The 16,346-nt window shown below is 55.7% G+C and carries 15 protein-coding genes; 10 read left to right on the top strand and 5 right to left on the bottom strand.

Annotated elements, in window-relative coordinates; all coding sequences use genetic code 11:
* Positions 1-56: 56 nt before the first annotated feature.
* Positions 57-1,037, bottom strand: a complete 981-nt coding sequence (gene ebgR, locus EBA31_RS09870) for a transcriptional regulator EbgR (protein WP_048760622.1) — start codon at positions 1,035-1,037, stop codon at positions 57-59.
* 427 nt (positions 1,038-1,464) lie between these two features.
* Here ebgR and ygjJ point away from each other — a divergent pair, with 427 nt between their 5' ends.
* Together ygjJ and ygjK are read left to right on the top strand one after the other, a co-directional pair.
* A complete protein-coding gene (gene ygjJ, locus EBA31_RS09865) occupies positions 1,465-2,487 on the top strand; it encodes a protein YgjJ (protein ID WP_238387507.1) in 1,023 nt (340 codons plus the stop codon).
* A gap of 18 nt (positions 2,488-2,505) precedes the next feature.
* A complete protein-coding gene (gene ygjK / locus EBA31_RS09860) occupies positions 2,506-4,884 on the top strand; it encodes an alpha-glucosidase (protein ID WP_122078650.1) in 2,379 nt (792 codons plus the stop codon).
* Positions 4,885-4,933: 49 nt separating this feature from the next.
* On the opposite strand, the gene EBA31_RS09855 is transcribed toward ygjK, so the two are convergent.
* Together EBA31_RS09855 and EBA31_RS09850 are read right to left on the bottom strand one after the other, a co-directional pair.
* Entirely contained in the window at positions 4,934-5,359 is a 426-nt protein-coding gene (locus EBA31_RS09855) for a universal stress protein (RefSeq protein WP_046373839.1), read from the bottom strand.
* Between the two features lie 171 nt (positions 5,360-5,530).
* Entirely contained in the window at positions 5,531-6,928 is a 1,398-nt protein-coding gene (locus EBA31_RS09850; protein WP_122078648.1) for a cytochrome-c peroxidase, read from the bottom strand.
* Between the two features lie 480 nt (positions 6,929-7,408).
* Here EBA31_RS09850 and EBA31_RS09845 point away from each other — a divergent pair, with 480 nt between their 5' ends.
* Both EBA31_RS09845 and EBA31_RS09840 read left to right on the top strand, forming a co-directional pair.
* On the top strand, positions 7,409-7,675 hold the full coding sequence (locus tag EBA31_RS09845) for a DUF2024 family protein (protein ID WP_122078646.1): 267 nt from the start codon (positions 7,409-7,411) through the stop codon (positions 7,673-7,675).
* Complete coding sequence (locus EBA31_RS09840; RefSeq protein ID WP_020826409.1) at positions 7,672-7,926, top strand: Rho-binding antiterminator; 255 nt, start codon at positions 7,672-7,674, stop codon at positions 7,924-7,926. Before EBA31_RS09845 ends, EBA31_RS09840 begins: the two co-directional genes overlap by 4 nt.
* Positions 7,927-7,956: 30 nt before the next feature.
* On the opposite strand, the gene EBA31_RS09835 is transcribed toward EBA31_RS09840, so the two are convergent.
* A complete protein-coding gene (locus EBA31_RS09835) occupies positions 7,957-8,475 on the bottom strand; it encodes a hypothetical protein (protein ID WP_122078644.1) in 519 nt (172 codons plus the stop codon).
* 117 nt (positions 8,476-8,592) lie between these two features.
* Positions 8,593-9,414: a carbon-nitrogen hydrolase family protein gene (locus tag EBA31_RS09830; RefSeq protein ID WP_122078642.1), complete on the bottom strand. Its 822-nt coding sequence runs from the start codon at positions 9,412-9,414 to the stop codon at positions 8,593-8,595.
* A gap of 86 nt (positions 9,415-9,500) precedes the next feature.
* Here EBA31_RS09830 and EBA31_RS09825 point away from each other — a divergent pair, with 86 nt between their 5' ends.
* From EBA31_RS09825 to lhgO, 6 genes are all read left to right on the top strand, one after another.
* Positions 9,501-10,280: a LuxR family transcriptional regulator gene (locus tag EBA31_RS09825; RefSeq protein ID WP_202914200.1), complete on the top strand. Its 780-nt coding sequence runs from the start codon at positions 9,501-9,503 to the stop codon at positions 10,278-10,280.
* A gap of 130 nt (positions 10,281-10,410) precedes the next feature.
* A complete protein-coding gene (metQ, locus tag EBA31_RS09820; protein ID WP_046373843.1) occupies positions 10,411-11,226 on the top strand; it encodes a methionine ABC transporter substrate-binding lipoprotein MetQ in 816 nt (271 codons plus the stop codon).
* Positions 11,227-11,417: 191 nt separating this feature from the next.
* Positions 11,418-12,452, top strand: a complete 1,035-nt coding sequence (locus EBA31_RS09815; RefSeq protein ID WP_122078637.1) for a TAXI family TRAP transporter solute-binding subunit — start codon at positions 11,418-11,420, stop codon at positions 12,450-12,452.
* A 9-nt stretch (positions 12,453-12,461) separates the two neighbouring features.
* Positions 12,462-14,420, top strand: a complete 1,959-nt coding sequence (locus EBA31_RS09810) for a TRAP transporter permease (RefSeq protein WP_122078635.1) — start codon at positions 12,462-12,464, stop codon at positions 14,418-14,420.
* Positions 14,410-15,126, top strand: coding sequence for a FadR/GntR family transcriptional regulator (locus EBA31_RS09805; protein ID WP_122078632.1), 717 nt, complete (start codon positions 14,410-14,412; stop codon positions 15,124-15,126). Before EBA31_RS09810 ends, EBA31_RS09805 begins: the two co-directional genes overlap by 11 nt.
* 2 nt (positions 15,127-15,128) lie before the next feature.
* Positions 15,129-16,319 (top strand): L-2-hydroxyglutarate oxidase, encoded by a 1,191-nt coding sequence (gene lhgO, locus EBA31_RS09800; protein ID WP_122078630.1) that lies wholly within the window; start codon positions 15,129-15,131, stop codon positions 16,317-16,319.
* Positions 16,320-16,346 lie beyond the last annotated feature (27 nt).

Here is a 16,346-nt window from a genome sequence, read left to right as displayed (position 1 = left end):
TTGGCCGTTCGGCCTCCCTGTGCTGCCGCAATCGGCATAGGGCACAGGGGACCTTTTCAGGCAACGGTGGTATCGCGCAACTGAAGCGAGCTGGGAACAAAGATCGATAATGGAATGGTCCGTTCGTCACGAATACGCTCAGTCAACAGATTAACGGCCTGAGCGCCCATGGTTTCGGAGGGTATGCGAACGGTTGATAATGCGGGGAAAATAAAGCGTGCCGTGGGGATATCGTTCACGCTGATCAGCGCAATCTGGCCAGGAACCTGAACCGAATGCTCGTGCAAGGCACGCAGTACCCCGATGGCGATAGAGTCGGTCGCGACCAACAGAGCTGGCGGATAACCGCCCTTCTTCTCCAGCATTTGCCTGGCACACTGGTAGCCCGCCTGGCTGCTGAAGTCGCCGGTGTAAATATCCTGCGGCCGCACCACGTTTTTCAAGCGGCCGTATTCCACAAAGGCTTGCTCACGCTGATCGGCCAGCGCCGGATCGTCACGTCCGCCGATAAACCCAATGCGCGAGTAACCGCATTCGATGAAATAGTCGATCACCTTCTGGCTGATCTTGGTCAGATCGACATTGACACAGTCGAACTGCGGATCGTCGATGACACCGTCCACGAACACCACCGGCACTCGCTGCTGGCTTAGCTGTTCGTAAAGCGCAGGCTGTGGCCGGCCGATGACCAGCAGCGCGTCAGCCGCAGGCAAGGGTTTTTCACCGTTGAAGTCGTAGCAGGCCACCAGCGAAACATCCAACTTTTCGCATTGAGTTTCAATGCCATAGCGCATCGCCAAATAGTAGGGGTCGTTAATCTCTATGGCTTGTTTATAGGTGAAAAGCGCGGCGAAAGTCAGCCGATGCCCGCTGTGACGTTTTGAGGGCTGGACTTTGTATTCGAGACGCTCCGCCGCTTCCAGGATTTTTTGCCGGGTTTGCGCCTTCACGCTCAGCGTGGGGTCGTCATTCAGCACCCGCGAAACGGTAGCGACAGACACGTTTGCAGCTTCTGCGATTTCTTTCAGTGTGGCCATAGAGTCTCAACGAATAGACAAAAACGCTAGCTTACCGGGACAGCTCAACGAGGTATACGCCTCGATACTCTCCCCCCTTTAAACCGCCAGAAACGTCCTTTTACCTCCAGCGCGGCGGTAGCTGGTGCTATGCGTAGCTCTGCGGTTCGCAACGCCCGTAGCGAAGATACCCATTTCACCCTTTGTGATCAAGTTAACGATTTACTGATTTTTCGGTATTTTTTACTAAAACATTTACTAATATATTCTCCGTTTACCGCCGCTATGCGACGGTATTTTTATCTCCTCCCAGGGAATGGGGCCGGCCCACATGGCGTTAACGGTTCGAGTTGGCGGGTCCCCCCGCAGGCTCGCCATTGACCCAAACCCAATGCGTGTCCAGATGAAAATTAAATCCAATAATAAAATATTGCCCACGTTACTGCTGATGTTGCCGCTGCCGCTGTTAGCTCAGGAATCCGTGGTGCCAGCGGAACATAACGTTCTGCCGCCCCCCGAACTGACAAATACCGGCCCGACCGCCCTGCGCTTTTACGGCGAGTTGGGTATCGGCGGCAGCGTCTATTTAAACGGGGAGCACCAACACAAATACAGCGATGGCACCTATATCGAAGGCGGACTGGAGATCAAGCACGGCCACTGGTTCGGCCTGCTCTACGGCGAAGGCTGGACGGTACAGGCCGACCATCAGGGTAATGCCTGGACGCCGGACCACAGTTGGGGCGGGTTTGAGGGCGGCATCAACCGCTTTTACGCTGGATACCGCACCGATGACGGCACCGAAATGATGCTTAGCCTGCGTAATGATTCTTCGCTGGACGATTTGCAATGGTGGGCAGACTTTACCCCGGAATACGGTTATGTGATCCCCAATACCCGCGATCTCACCTATGCAGCCAAGCTACAGAACCTGACCGGTAAATTCCGCTACAGCCTGACTGCCGCGCCAGAAAGCCGCATCGACGAGAGCAAGGCGCTGTTGCACTTTGGCAAATATGACCGCTATTCGGATAAGTACCGCTACCGGGCTATGGTCAACGGCTATACGCAATACGATCTGCAGGAAGGCCTGACGTTGTTAAACGGTCTGGAAATCACCGACGGCATGGGACAACTCTATTTGCTGGGGCTGAAAGGGAAAAACCTGGCCGGTCGGGTCTGGCAGCACACCGGCAAGGGGGACGGCAATCACCCGGGCTCGGAGTCGGGCCTGATGCTGAGCGCCATGGTTGAAGCCGCCAAGGGGCTGTATTTCTCGACGGCCTACAGCTACGCCCGCCATCGGCTGGACAATGCGCCGGACACCGCAACCTCTTACGCGCAGGCCGGTATCTGGTACGAATATGCCGGCGGCAAGCTGGCCACCGCGTTGGACAGCAAATTTTATATGACCAACGACAGCACCGACGCCAGCAACTCGGTGTTTCTGATGCAGTATTTTTATTGGTAACGCATAAAGGCAAACATAATGAAGATGATTAATAAACTGCCGCCTCTGGCCCTGGCTATCTCCGCGGCCCTGACGATACCAGGCTGCATCTCTCACCCGGGTAACGAAAGCCCCCTGCGGGCGGAAGCCTATAAAAACGTGATTAATCGCAGCGGTGCCCCACACTATATGCTCGATTACGATTTCGATGAACACCAACGCTTTAATCCGTTTTTTGATCTTGGCGCCTGGCATGGTCATTTGCTGCCAAACGGCCCGGAAGGCATGGGCGGCTTCCCGGGTCCGGCGTTGCTCACCGAAGAATACATTAACTTTATGGCCAATAACTTCGACCGGCTCAGCCTGTATAAAAACGGGGAGAAAGTCCGCTTCAGCATGACCGCCTACAGCATCCCCGGTGCGCTGATCCAGCGGCTTACCGCCCCAGGGATCACGGTTAAACTGACGCTGCGATTCGCTACTGCCCGCACTTCACTGCTCGAAACCCAAATCACTAGCGGTACGCCGCTGGAACTGGTGTGGGATGGCGAACTGTTGGAAAAATACTATGCCAAACAACAAAAACCGCAGTCCCCGCCAACCATCGAGCAGGCATTCCCCGACTATACGCGGCAGCTGTTGCCGACCAGGGACGGCCTGCGGGTTACCTTCGGCAAGGTGCGCGCGGCTTCACAACTGATGACCTCCGGCGAGTCCGAATACCAAATTCATAAATCGCTGCCGCAGCAAACGACGGTCAATGGCCATAGGTTTATCGCCAAAGCCACGATTTCCGGCTCCACCACCTTCTATACCACCTACTCTCACCTGCTCACCGCCGCCGAAGTCCAGCAGGAACAAAGCAAGATTGCTTCGATCCTCGCCGATCCCCAGCGCTACATGAGCGCATCGGCGCAGCGTTGGGAAAATTATCTCGACCAGGGACTGTCAAATCCGCATGCCACCCAGGCGCAGGAACGCGTGGCGGTTAAAGCGATAGAAACCTTAAACGCCAACTGGCGCGGGGCCGCCGGTGCGATGAAATTTGATTCGGTGACGCCTTCTGTCACCGGGCGTTGGTTCTCCGGCAACCAGACCTGGCCCTGGGATACCTGGAAGCAGGCGTACGCAATGGCGCATTTTAATCCTAACGTCGCCAAGGATAATATCCGTGCGGTGTTCGCTTTCCAGATCCAGCCAGACGACCCGCTGCGCCCGTGGGATGCCGGCTTTATTCCCGATTTGATCGCCTATAACCCCAGCCCGGAACGCGGCGGCGATGGCAGCAACTGGAATGAACGCAATACCAAACCCAGCCTGGCGGCCTGGGCGGTGATGGAGGTGTACAACACCACCGGCGATAAACAGTGGCTGGCCGAGATGTATCCGAAGCTGGTCGCCTATCACGACTGGTGGTTGCGCAACCGGGACCATAACGGCAACGGGGTGCCAGAGTATGGCGCCACGCGCGACAAGGCACACAACACGCCGGACGGTCAGATGCTGTTTACCGTTAAACGCGGGCAGCATCAGCAAAAGCTTGCCGGGTTGAACAACTATAATCGGGTGGTACGTTCCGGGCGTTTCGACAGTATTGAAATCCCGGCTCAGGTCGCCGCGTCCTGGGAGTCGGGCCGTGACGACGCCGCCGCCTTTGGCTTTATCGACCCGGATCAGTTGGCCCGTTACCTGGCGCAGGGCGGTAAACGGCAGGACTGGCAGGTGAAGTTTGCTGAAAATCGTGCGGCGGACGGTACTCTGCTCGGCTATTCGCTGCTGCAGGAATCTGTCGATCAGGCCAGCTACATGTACAGCGACAACAGATACCTGGCCGAGATGGCCGATATTCTGGGCCACAATGCCGAGGCCGCTACCTTCCGCAGCAAGGCCGATAAACTGGCGAATTACATTAATAACTGCATGTTCGATAGCACCAGCGGTTTCTTCTACGACATCCGCATCGAGGATAAACCGCTGCCCAATGGCTGCGCCGGTTACCCCATCGTAGAGCGAGGTAAAGGGCCTGAAGGTTGGTCTCCACTATTTAATGGCGCCGCCAGCCAACAACATGCCGGCGCAGTGGTTAAAGTGATGAAGGATCCGCGTGAATTCAACACCTACGTCCCTCTCGGTACGGCAGCGCTGACCAATCCGGCGTTCGGTGCCGATATTTACTGGCGGGGGCGAGTCTGGGTAGATCAGTTGTATTTCGGGCTGAAAGGCATGGAGAGCTACGGCTATCGCGCCGACGCTGTCGCCATGGCCCAGGCTTTCTTCAACCATGCCGACGGGCTGATGACCGACGGTCCCATCCGCGAGAACTACAACCCGCTGACCGGCATGCAACAGGGCGCGCCGAATTTCTCCTGGAGCGCGGCGCACCTCTACATGTTGTATAACGACTTTTTCACCCGGTAATCTGTCCGTCACCCTGCCAGAGTGAATACTGGCAGGGTTAATCAACTGGCTACTGTTTGATCGGGATGACCAGTACGTCGACATTCAATTGGTTGATGGCATGCTGGGTTGATGAAAACAGCTTGTTCCACAGGTCATGGTGATGGCCAAAAACCACCAGGTCGACACTTTTATCCACCACGGCATTCTTCAACTCTTCGATAAAATCACCGTGGCCGATGATCACCTCATTGATCGGGTAATTCACATTCTGGGTCAGCGGCTCCAGCTCTTTCTTGATCTTCTCTTCAAAAGGTACGCCGTCGTAGCTTCGCTCAGAAAAACCAATCGCCGCATGGTAGGTATCGTAGTGGATATCCACGTAGATCAGAGAGAGCCTGGCCTGCAGCGCCGCGGCCAATCTCGCGCTTTTTTCCACCAGCCGTTTTCCGTCATCACTCAGGTCGGTGGCAATCATAATATGTTGATAGCACATAGCGCCTCCTGTCATTGATTCATAGAGACCCCGGTTTGCACGGCAACATTTCTGTTGTCCCGTTATGGATAATTTTAGTTCAGAAACCGGAGGGACGAACGGGCATCTTGCCGTTGGAACAGCCCCGTTACCGGGGCTGGAGATACCATGATGACGCGGGCCGTCAGCCCGTTATTTCTGGCTTTGGGTGTAAGGGGTATATACGCCCGTCAGGCTTTCGAGGAAGGCAACAATATCATCGACATCCTGCTGCGGCAGTTCGGTACCCACCTGATAGCGCAGCATCAGTTTGACCGCCTCATCCAGCGTGGCGACATCCCCGCGATGGAAGTAAGGCGCCGTCAGTGCCACATTGCGCAGGCCGGGCACCTTCTGCCGTAGCCTGTCGCGCGCTTCGCTGGTGACGTTCATGCGCCCGATATCCGCGGCGGTAATTTCCCCAAAATTGAAGTCGCGTTTCAGCCCCAAAGGCTCGAAGGAACGCCCACCAAGAATGGTTCCCCCGTGACAAGTGGCGCATTTGTTGTCCTTAAACAGTTGATAACCGTGTTTCTGCTGCATCGTCATGGCATTGTCATCGCCGCGCAGCCAGTTATCGAAAGGTGAGTCCGGCGTGATTAAGGTTTTTTCAAATTCGGCGATGGCATCCGTAATGGTCTCGCCGCTAAGGCCCTGCGGGTAGGCGGCGACAAAATCACGGGTTAGTACCGGATCCTTGTCCAGCTTGCCGATGATCTCCTCCCAGGATTTGGAAGCCATTTCGATAGGGTTGAGCGGCGGTCCACCGGCCTGTACCTGCAGCGTTGGCGCACGTCCGTCCCAGAACTGCTCGCTGTTGAACACGGAGTTGAATACCGTTGGCGCATTTATCGGCCCTACCGCGCCGCCAACGCCAATCGACGTTTTTCTGCCGTCTACGCCTCCGGTATTGAGCGAATGGCAGTGGGCACAAGAGAGAGTGCTGTCTCCGGAAAGGCGCGGGTCGTGATACAGTCGGAAACCCAGCGCCACTTTCTGTGCGTCGACAGGCAATGCCTTGGGGATCGGCTGAATCGGCTCATTACGGTGTTCCGCGGCAGCCTCGTTACTGGCGTAGTAACGCGCGCGCTGCTGCGCTATCCAGCCAAGCAAGGTCTCGCGCTCTTGCTCATCCACCTGCCCCGCCCAGTGCAAGGCGACATACCGTGTCGGCGGCATGGTCTTATGCTGCATTACCCATTCAATCTTGTTCAGATCGCTTTGTGATACCGCTTTATCTTCGATCAGGCTGGCACGTACAGGTTCCAGATTAAAAGACTGATACCCAAGGCGGATATCGTATTCCATCAGCTGTTTGGCAATGGGAAATGAGGCATAGAAGGGAAGATCGGCAGAAGGTGTATGGCAATAATCGCAGCCCTTTTCTCTCAGCAATCCGAGAATCTGGTTATTCTTCTCCAGCGCAGATCGCGGTGCCTGACTGTACACCGTACGCTGAGTATCGTGATACCAAACATAGCCCGAAAGCCCCAGATAACATAAGACAATGCCGGTAAGGGACATCGCCGCAATACGGGTGACCTTTTTCATTTTCAATCCTTATAAGGTATTGCCCATCCAATAGACAGTCGCCCGGTAATAGTAGAGAGGAAGATGCGCTGCATAATTGATAACAATCAATGAATAACCCAGCCTGCGCCTATAGCTGTAATAGTGTTTGCCTATCAGCGTGCCGAGATAAAATCGGCGGCTAATTTCTTGAAGCATCCCGGCATTGAAATATCCCCAGGATTTCAAACGCCCCTTTATTTTCCAAACCCGGATAGTGCTTTGATTTTATAAAAAATTAATTCGGTAAACGTGACGACAGAAATAAATCACCGGCTCTGCCCGCTCATTTTCATATTGAAACGCTTCTTTAGGGTTTATGCCCCTTCCCTTGTGCTCTGCTCTCAATCGGTCATTTTGGCTAAAAGCGCCGTTGACAGGATTTTCATCAAATGCGAGGATTATGGTATCGAATCGACACCAATATCACATTCAGATAAACAAGCAAAAGGATAAATAACTATGTATATCAATGTTTTTGACACTCATGTACATACCAGGGATGGTCGCTATCTGCATTTCGACGTGTTCACCGACAGCAACGATCTGGCTCGGGCAAGACACTATGCGCAACAGTTCCTCAAACAGAACAACATTGAGGAGGACAATATCAGCCAAAGCAGCTGTGCATTCTGCCACAGCGAGTCCTCCAGCCCTGAGGTGGAGCAGGCTATTGGCCAAACGGGCTATTACATTTTTAAAATGCAGGGTTGCCAGGGGATGTCATGACAGCTTACCGGCCGATAGACTGCGAATTGCATGATTATTTGGAAATTGCCTGCCTCTACGGTTATCGGCTGAACGTTGAATTGGTTAACGGGCAGTGTTTCCAGGCGACGGCGTTAACCACCCAGACGCTGGAGAATGAGGGAGAGTTTATTTATTTCGATAATCAACGGGTTTGCCGCCTGGATCAGCTTTCGGCCATTACCCCGCAAGGGAGTCATGCCCTCTTCGGTCGCATCGCGCTGACGCAATGAGGGCAGGACAAGATTAGCCGATGGCAGGGGTCACCGCACGCGCTGGGCTTCGAACCACACGTTGCACACCGACAGGATCAGCGTGTTGGCATCTTTTACCAGCACGTTATCCCCCGGTACGCCGTCGGTACCCTGATCGGTAATGCCTTTGATTGTGGTATCGGCATGCTGGATCATCACCCGTTCAACCGCTGGCGTGCTGATGCCCAGCATCGGGAAGTCGATATAAGAACTGCTGCCGGAGTTGTCCTCAACAAACTCCTGTGCTTCCACCGTGCTGAGGGTTGCCCCCTCGCTTTTCAACTCGGTACCGTTCCAGGTGAAACTCCCTGCTTTATAACCGATCTTGCCGCCGATCAGGCCTTTCGCCTGCTGTTCATCCCAGCAACCCACGGTTTGGGTCGGCAGGATCTTGCTGATATGCCAGTTGCCCAATAACGTTTTCGGGATCGGTTCCGTCACGCTCTCCGCCGCCTGAACCTGAGCTGCTGATACGCAAGTCAAAACCACCAATGGCAGCAACGCCTTGCGCCACATGTTAAATCGCATTGTCTTTTCCTTTGGCTATTCGCGCCCCGGTTGGGCTTTCCGTCATCATAATAAGCAGGCGGATCCCCCGTCAAAACAAACTGTATACCAGGGCACAAACAGGATACGCCAGGCCGATTATCCCAGTGGCCACCCCCGACGCCCCTCTTCCCCTTCAACCCACTGCGCTTCTCGCGCTAACGGTAAGCGCCGATCGTCCAGATAACGGTAGTGGCGGCGAGCCTGCTCTAGCAGGGTAAAATCCAATGTGGCCGACAGCGCCCCTGCTTCGCGGCCCAATCCGGCGACTTCGCGCCCCAGCGGATCGACAATCAGGCTTTCGCCGGCAAACTGCAATCCATCACCCTCACCGCAGCGGTTGGTCATGGCGACAAACATCTGGTTATCCTGCGCGCGGGCCAGCGCGGCATTGCGATGCACCGGGCCATAGGGATCCATATTGCCATTCGTCACCAGCAGCAATTGGCAGCCCATAACGGCTAACGCCCGGGCATTTTCCGCGAACTCAAGATCGTAGCAAATCAGCAGCCCGATACGCGTTCCACGCCAAACGCCGCATACCAACGTATCGCCGCGAAGAACGGTATTACGCTCATCCGGCCACAAATGGGTCTTGCGATAGTGCAGATAAATCCCCTGCTCCGGCGTGATCAGCACAGTACTGTTGAACACCCCCTTATCGGTGCGTTCAAGAAAGCCAATCACCAGCGCGACATCGTATTGGCGGCTGGCCTGAACCAGTTGCAGCAACTCCGCGCCGTCGCTTTGCAGGGCATAATCGGTGTCACCCTGCGCCGCAGCGAAACCGGTGAGCTGGGTTTCCGGGAACAGGATAAGGTTGCCGCCCTTGGCGTAACGCTCAATGAATGCCAGGGCCTGCGCCAGGTTGTCGGCAACGCAACCTTCACGACAGGGCAATTGGGCCAGGGTTATTTCCATTTTATCCTCCACGCGGAACACAGTAATAATAATGGTAGTATGCCCGAAACAGCCGTTCTGGCTATTCCATGACAGGGGTAACATCAGTGGGTAACAGCAGCCTTATTTCTCCCGAGACGCTGGCCTGGCATCGGGCATTCGGCCAACTGGTCGATAACCTCGACGGGGCGGATTTCTGGCTGAGCTGTGCGCGCCTGTTGAAGGGGCATATCCCGTTCGAAAACTGGGTGGCGCTGCTGTTTTCTCCACAACATCCACCACAGATCCTGGCTGCCAGCGACGAAAGTGACGGCAGTGACGAAGCGCTGTTTCACGATTACCAGAAAGGCCTCTATCTGCTCGATCCTTTCTACCTGGACGCCTGGGCTCGCCAACGCACCGGGCTGTTGCGCCTGGATGACGTCGCACCCGCCAATTTTGCGGCGACGGAATACTATCAACACTATTTCAACCATAACGTCGGCGGCGATGAGGTGCATTTCAACCTGCTGGTGGAGCCGCAGCGCATGCTTTGCCTGTCGTTGGGCGCCTCGCGGCGCTACAGCGATCGTCACCTCGGCATTCTGGCTCTGGTCGAAAGTTGGCTACTGCCATTGATGCGTCAGCGGATGCGTTTCGAAAACGCCAGCGATGATGGCGACAGCAACTTCTCACTGTCGTCGTTGCCCGGCGGCGCGCAATTGACGGAACGGGAAAACCAGGTCAGCCAACTGATGCTGGCGGGCTGTTCTACCAAGGAGATCGCCCGCCGCCTGCAGATTTCTATCGAGACGGTACGGGCGCATAAAAAGCACCTGTACTCGAAACTGGGCATCAACACGCAGTCCGAACTGTTTGCGCTATTTTGGCGCAGCCGCGGAGCCTGAAATCCCTCATAGCAAATCGCTATTAATCATAGAGAATCAGTATTTTATTTTAGCCAGCCGATTATCTAGAGTCAGTGCCACTCTTCAGCCTGCAATAACCAGCAGGCTATTTTGACAAGGACTCTGGGAAATGACATTTACGCTGAAAAAACTCGCCGCAGCGCTGGCGGTAACAAGCAGCCTGCTGCTGACTGCCTGTGGACCGACCGAACAAGATAACCACCACATCAAAGTCGGCATCAGCTCCGGCATCGATCAGGCGATGTGGGCAACCGTACAGAAAATCGCCAAACAGAAATACGATCTGGATGTGGAAGTGGTGACCTTTAATGATTACGTGTTACCCAACGAAGCGCTGAATAATGGCGATCTCGACATCAACTCCTTCCAGCACAAGCCTTATCTGGAAAAACAGATCCAGGAGCGCGGCTACAAACTGGTGGCGGTAGGCAATACTTTCGTTTATCCCATCGCCGGTTATTCCAAAAAAATCACGTCGCTCAGCCAACTGCCTGACGGTGCCCAGGTTGCGGTGCCCAATGACCCGACCAACCTCGGCCGTTCGCTGCTGCTGTTGCAAAAACAGGGGCTGATTGTGCTGAAAGAGGGCGTCGGGCTGCTGCCTACCTCGTTGGATATCGTCAGTAATCCGAAGAAATTGAAAATCGTCGAGATTGAAGCGCCTCAGTTGCCGCGTGCGTTAGACGACAAACAGATCGCCCTGGCGATCATCAACACCAACTACTCCAGCCAAATTGGTCTGTCGCCCGCCAAGAACGGGCTGTTTGTCGAAGACAAAGATTCGCCTTACGTCAATGTTTTCGCCACTCGGGTGGATAACCAAAACAACGAAAACGTGAAAGATCTGATCAAGGCCTATCAGACCGATGAAGTTGCCGCCAGCGCCGCCGAAATCTACAAGGGCGATGCCGTTAAAGGTTGGTAATCTGCATTTCCCCCGTGGCAACCGTCACGGGGTTATCCCATCCTCCCTCACATTTCCCGCCATTTTTTGAACGCTTTTCACCCACCTTGATCACAAATCAAACAATGCTTGTTAGGTGATAAAAGCTGCAATGTTGTATACAAGTTTGCGTAAATGTTTTCTATTTGTTTCAAAAACCTCGGGTGAAAATAATGAAAAATAGAAAAATCAAGCTGTTGCTGGCTGCGGGTGCTCTGGCTGCCGTCGCGGCGCTGGCGGTCGCCGGCAAGGTGGAGAATGCCGACAAAACCTTCCTTTCCGTAGCCACCGCCTCCACCGGCGGCACCTATTACCCGATGGGCGTCGGGCTGGCCAACGTCTGGAGCAACCGCCTGAAGCAGAACGGCATCCAGGTCAGCGGGCAATCCTCTGCGGGATCGATAGAGAATATCGATCTGCTGCAGAAAAACGAGGCGCAGCTGGCGATCCTGCAAAGCCTGATCGCCGTCGAAGCCTACCAGGGCGTACGCAACTTTGAAGGCCGCGCCTACGGCCATCTGCGTTCCATCTCGATGCTGTGGCCGAACGTAGAACACTTTGTGATGCTGGAAAACAAAGTCAAGGACGGCACCTTGAATGACATCGCCGGCAGCCGTTTCTCAGTTGGCCCACAGGCCAGCGGCACCGAGCAGTCCACGCTGATCATTTTGCAAGGGGTTAACCTGAGCAAGAAATCGCTGACGCCGGAATATCTGGGCTATGGCGACACCGTTTCAGCCATGCGCGACGGGCGACTTGACGGCGGCGCCCTACCCGCCGGGGTACCGGCGGCAGCGGTAACCGACATGTTCGCCAGCGGCGTGCCCTCACGCATCCTCAACGTCACCGATGAACAGTTGGCCAACATCAACGCCATCGCCAATTCCTGGTTCCGTTTTAATATTAAAGCCGATACCTACCCACGGCAGAGTAAGGCGGTTTCCACTATCGCCCAGCCCAATATTTTGGTCGCGCTCAATGGCCTGGATGAAAAGCTGGTGTATGACCTGACCAAAACCCTGTTTGAAAACCTGCCGGAAGTGCATCAGGTCCACAGCGCCGCCAAATACATTTCGCTGGAGAATGCGCTGAAAGGCGTCTCTGTGCCGCTGCATATGGGCGCTTATAAATATTATCTCGAGGCCGGGGTCAGCGTGCCCGACTATCTGATCCCACCGGAAGCGGCAGCGCTTGCCGTCAATCGATAAGGAGGTCGTATGAGCACTAACAACCTGTCGCCGCAAAATGCCGTCGATCTGGACAAAGAAGCCGGGGCCGGTAGTCGCCCGCTGAGCGGTATCTATTTGCAGTTGGCCACGGTGCTGGCCATTGCGATTTCCGCTTACGCCATTTATGCCAATGCACTGTCGAATACCCAGGAGTTTTATCGCAATACCACGTTTCTCAGCGGTATCTTAATCCTGGGCTTCATACTGTTTCCGGTATCACGCCGCCACGCCACCAGCAAATTCAACCGCTGGGACTACCTGTTCATTATCCTGACGCTGGTCAGCTACGGCTATTTCTACGCCAGCTATCTGGACTTGCACGTGGTGCGCAAAAGCATTCCCAATACCACCGACTACGTGATGGCGGTGATCGGTATCGGCGTGCTGTTTGAAGCCGCACGCCGCACCACGGGCTATTTCATTCCCGGGCTGGCGACCTTCGCGATCGTTTATGCCCTGTTCGGCCAGTACTTTATGGGCATTTTCGGCCACGGCGGCTTCTCGTTCGAACGCCTGCTGTACCGGCTGTTTATGACCAGCGAAGGGATCTTCGGCATCACCCTGTCCACCGCCTCCACCGCTATCGTGGTATTTATCCTGTTTGGCGCGTTCCTCAGCGTCAGCGGGGCCACGGCATTGTTCAACGATTTGGCGCTGGCGATGGCCGGTCGGCGTCGCGGCGGCCCGGCGCAGGTCGCGGTGATCTCCTCGGCGCTGACCGGCTCCCTGAGCGGCAGCGCGGTGGCTAACGTCGCCACCACCGGCACCTTCACCATCCCGCTGATGAAAAGCATCGGCCTGTCGTCCCGCTTTGCCGGTGCGGTTGAAGCCACCGCCTCCACCGGCGGAATGATCATGCCGCCGATCATGGGCGCCGCCGCCTTTATCATGGCAGGCTTCCTCGGCATTTCGTATACCACCATCGTGATCGCCGCCATTATTCCCGCATTGCTCTATTACGCGGCGCTGATTATTGCCATCGATCTGGAGGCTAAAAAGCAGGGTCTGAAAGGCATCAGCAAAGAAAATATTCCCAAAGTGAAAGCGGTGCTGAAGGCGCGCGGCCTGCTGCTGCTGCCGTTGATCATCGTTATCGGCACCCTGTTGTTGGGCAAAACGCCGATCTATGCCGGGTTCCTCGGCATTATTTCGATCATCGTCGCCAGTTGGATCACCCCCGATACCACCGTACGCATGACGCCGAAAAAAATCGCCGAGGCGCTGAACGAAGCGGCTCGCGGTTCTATTCAGGTGACGATAGCCTGCGCCGCCATCGGGGTAATCATCTGCGTAGTCACCATGACCGGTATCGGCTCCACGCTGGCGTTTAATATCGTCGCGATGACCAACAATACCCTGTGGATGATCCTGCTGGTGGTGATGCTGGTGTGTATCGTACTGAGTATGGGCCTGCCCTCTACCGCACTGTACATCGTGGTGGCGGTCACCGTTTCGCCGATCCTGATCAAAGCCGGCGTGATGCCGCTGGCGGCGCACTTCTTTGTGTTCTGGTTTGGCGCCTTGTCCAACATCACGCCGCCGGTGGCGCTGGCCAGTTACACCGCCGCCAGCATCGCTCGCGCCGACCCGATGCAGACCTCGTGGGATGCCGTGCGCCTGGCGTTACCGGGCTTTATCATCCCATTCATTCTGGTCTATAACCCGATGTTGCTGATGCAGGGCGACGACCTTAATGCGCTGTCAGTGATCCATATGGTGATCAGCGCATTGGTAGGGATTTATGCGCTGTCGATCGCCAGCGCCAATTTCTGGATGATGAAAACCCACTGGCTGGAGCGGATATTGTTTACCTTTGCGGCTATCCTGCTGATTAAACCGGGGCTGCTGACCGACTTGGGCGGCGCGGCGCTGATTGTTACTGCGGCGTCCATGCATCTGTTGCGTTTCAGGCGGAGTCATCCGCAGAGGGCTGTAAATGATCAATAAGGTTACGCGCCAGAAAGCTTCTCATCAGGTACTGGCGCAGTTGAAGGAAGGCATCAGTAACGGCACCTTCCCCGTCGGGGAAAAACTGCCGTCAGAGAACCTGCTGGCGGAGGCCTTTGGCGTCAGCCGGGTGCCCGTGCGTGAGGCGCTCGGCATTCTGGAGGTCAGCGGCATCATCTCCTCGCGGCAGGGGGGCGGCCATCGGGTGGAACAACATTCCCTGCTGAGCAAATACCAGCCGCTGGTGTTGGAAATAGCCGATCCGGATGAAGTGGAAGCGCTGCTGGAAATGCGTGAGGTGATTGAGCAACAGGCGGCGTGTATGGCCGCCGAACGCCATACCGAGCAGGAACTGCGGGCGATTGAATTGGCCCTTAACGACTTCAAACGCTGCACCCTCGACGAAGGTTTGATTGGTCATCGAGAGGATTACCTGTTCCACCGCGCCATTATGCAGGCCTCGCACAACCCGTTTTTCGTGCAGATCCTGGATAACATGCACGAATTGTATCTCGGCGTGCTGGTGTATTCACTCAGCAAGAACCTGGGCCGTCAGGCCGAACGCCAACGGGTGATCGACGAGCACCAACGGGTATTTATGGCAATCAAGGCTCGCGATCCGGCGGCAGCCACTGCCGCTATGCAAAACCATCTCAGTAACGTACGCGGCAAATTGCGCCGCCTGGACCATGAGGAATTAGGATAACCATGCATGACGTGATCATTATCGGCGCAGGTCTGGTGGGGTTGGGCGTCGCCAATGCGCTGCAGGAAACGAACCCCATGCTGCGCATCCTGATCCTGGAAAAAGAAAATGGCCCGGCGGCCCACCAAAGTGGCCATAACAGTAACGTAGTACATTCCGGCATTTACTACACACCCGGCAGCCTGAAGGCACGGCTGGCCAAGCTGGGCAATCAAAGCATGTTCGCCTTCTGCCGCGAGCATGATCTCTATCAGGATCAGTGTGGCAAAGTGATTGTGGCCACCCAATTGAAGGAGCTGGCTTTACTGGAGAATATCTACCAGCGCGGGCGACAGAACGGGCTGGCGGTCAGCCGATTGTCGCAGGCACAGTTAAAGGAGCGTGAGCCGCACGTCAACGGTATTGAGGCACTGCTGGTGCCCGATGCCGGTATCGTCAACTACAGCCAGGTGGCGGCAAAGCTGGCGGAAGTGATCCAGCAACGCGGCGGCGAGATCCACTATGGACAACAGGTAGAAAGCATTACTGAACGCAGTGACGGCGTCAGCATCGGCACTCAGCACACGGCATATCAGGGCAAGTGGCTGGTTAACTGCGCCGGTCTGTTCAGTGACCGCATCGCCGCACTGGCCGGCTATCAGACCGGCATGAAGATCGTGCCGTTCCGGGGTGAGTATTTTGTGCTGAACGAAGAAAAAAACCATCTGGTGAATCATCTGATCTACCCGGTACCGAACCCGGACTTCCCTTTCCTCGGCGTGCATTTTACCCGCATGTACAACGGCAAACGCGACGTTGGCCCCAATGCGGTGCTGGCATTCAAACGCGAAGGTTACCGCAAGTGCGATTTCAGCCTGCGGGATCTGAGCGAAGTGCTCGGCTATCGAGGATTCTGGAAAATCGCCGGCAATTATCTTGGCGAAGGGCTGGCAGAAGTTCGGCGTTCCCTGTCACGCCGGCGCTTCACCGAGAATGCACGTCAGCTTATCCCCGAACTGCAGCCGGAGGATATCCGGCCCGGGCCGGCCGGGGTTCGTGCCCAGGCGCTGACCGCCGACGGCAAACTGGTGGATGATTTTCATTTTGTGAAGGGCCGCCGCTCGCTGCACGTCTGCAATGCGCCCTCCCCGGCGGCGACCGCCTCACTGGAGATCGGCCGCGAGATCGTGCGACAACATCTTGCTGCGCTGTAATGTTAAAGCCCGCTGCCGCGGGCCTTT

It is taken from the genome of Serratia sp. P2ACOL2 (genome assembly GCF_003691565.1).
Taxonomy (GTDB): Bacteria; Pseudomonadota; Gammaproteobacteria; order Enterobacterales; family Enterobacteriaceae; genus Serratia; species Serratia liquefaciens.
Note: the sequence above shows the minus strand (reverse complement) of the source record. Positions and strands in the feature narration are given on the sequence as shown.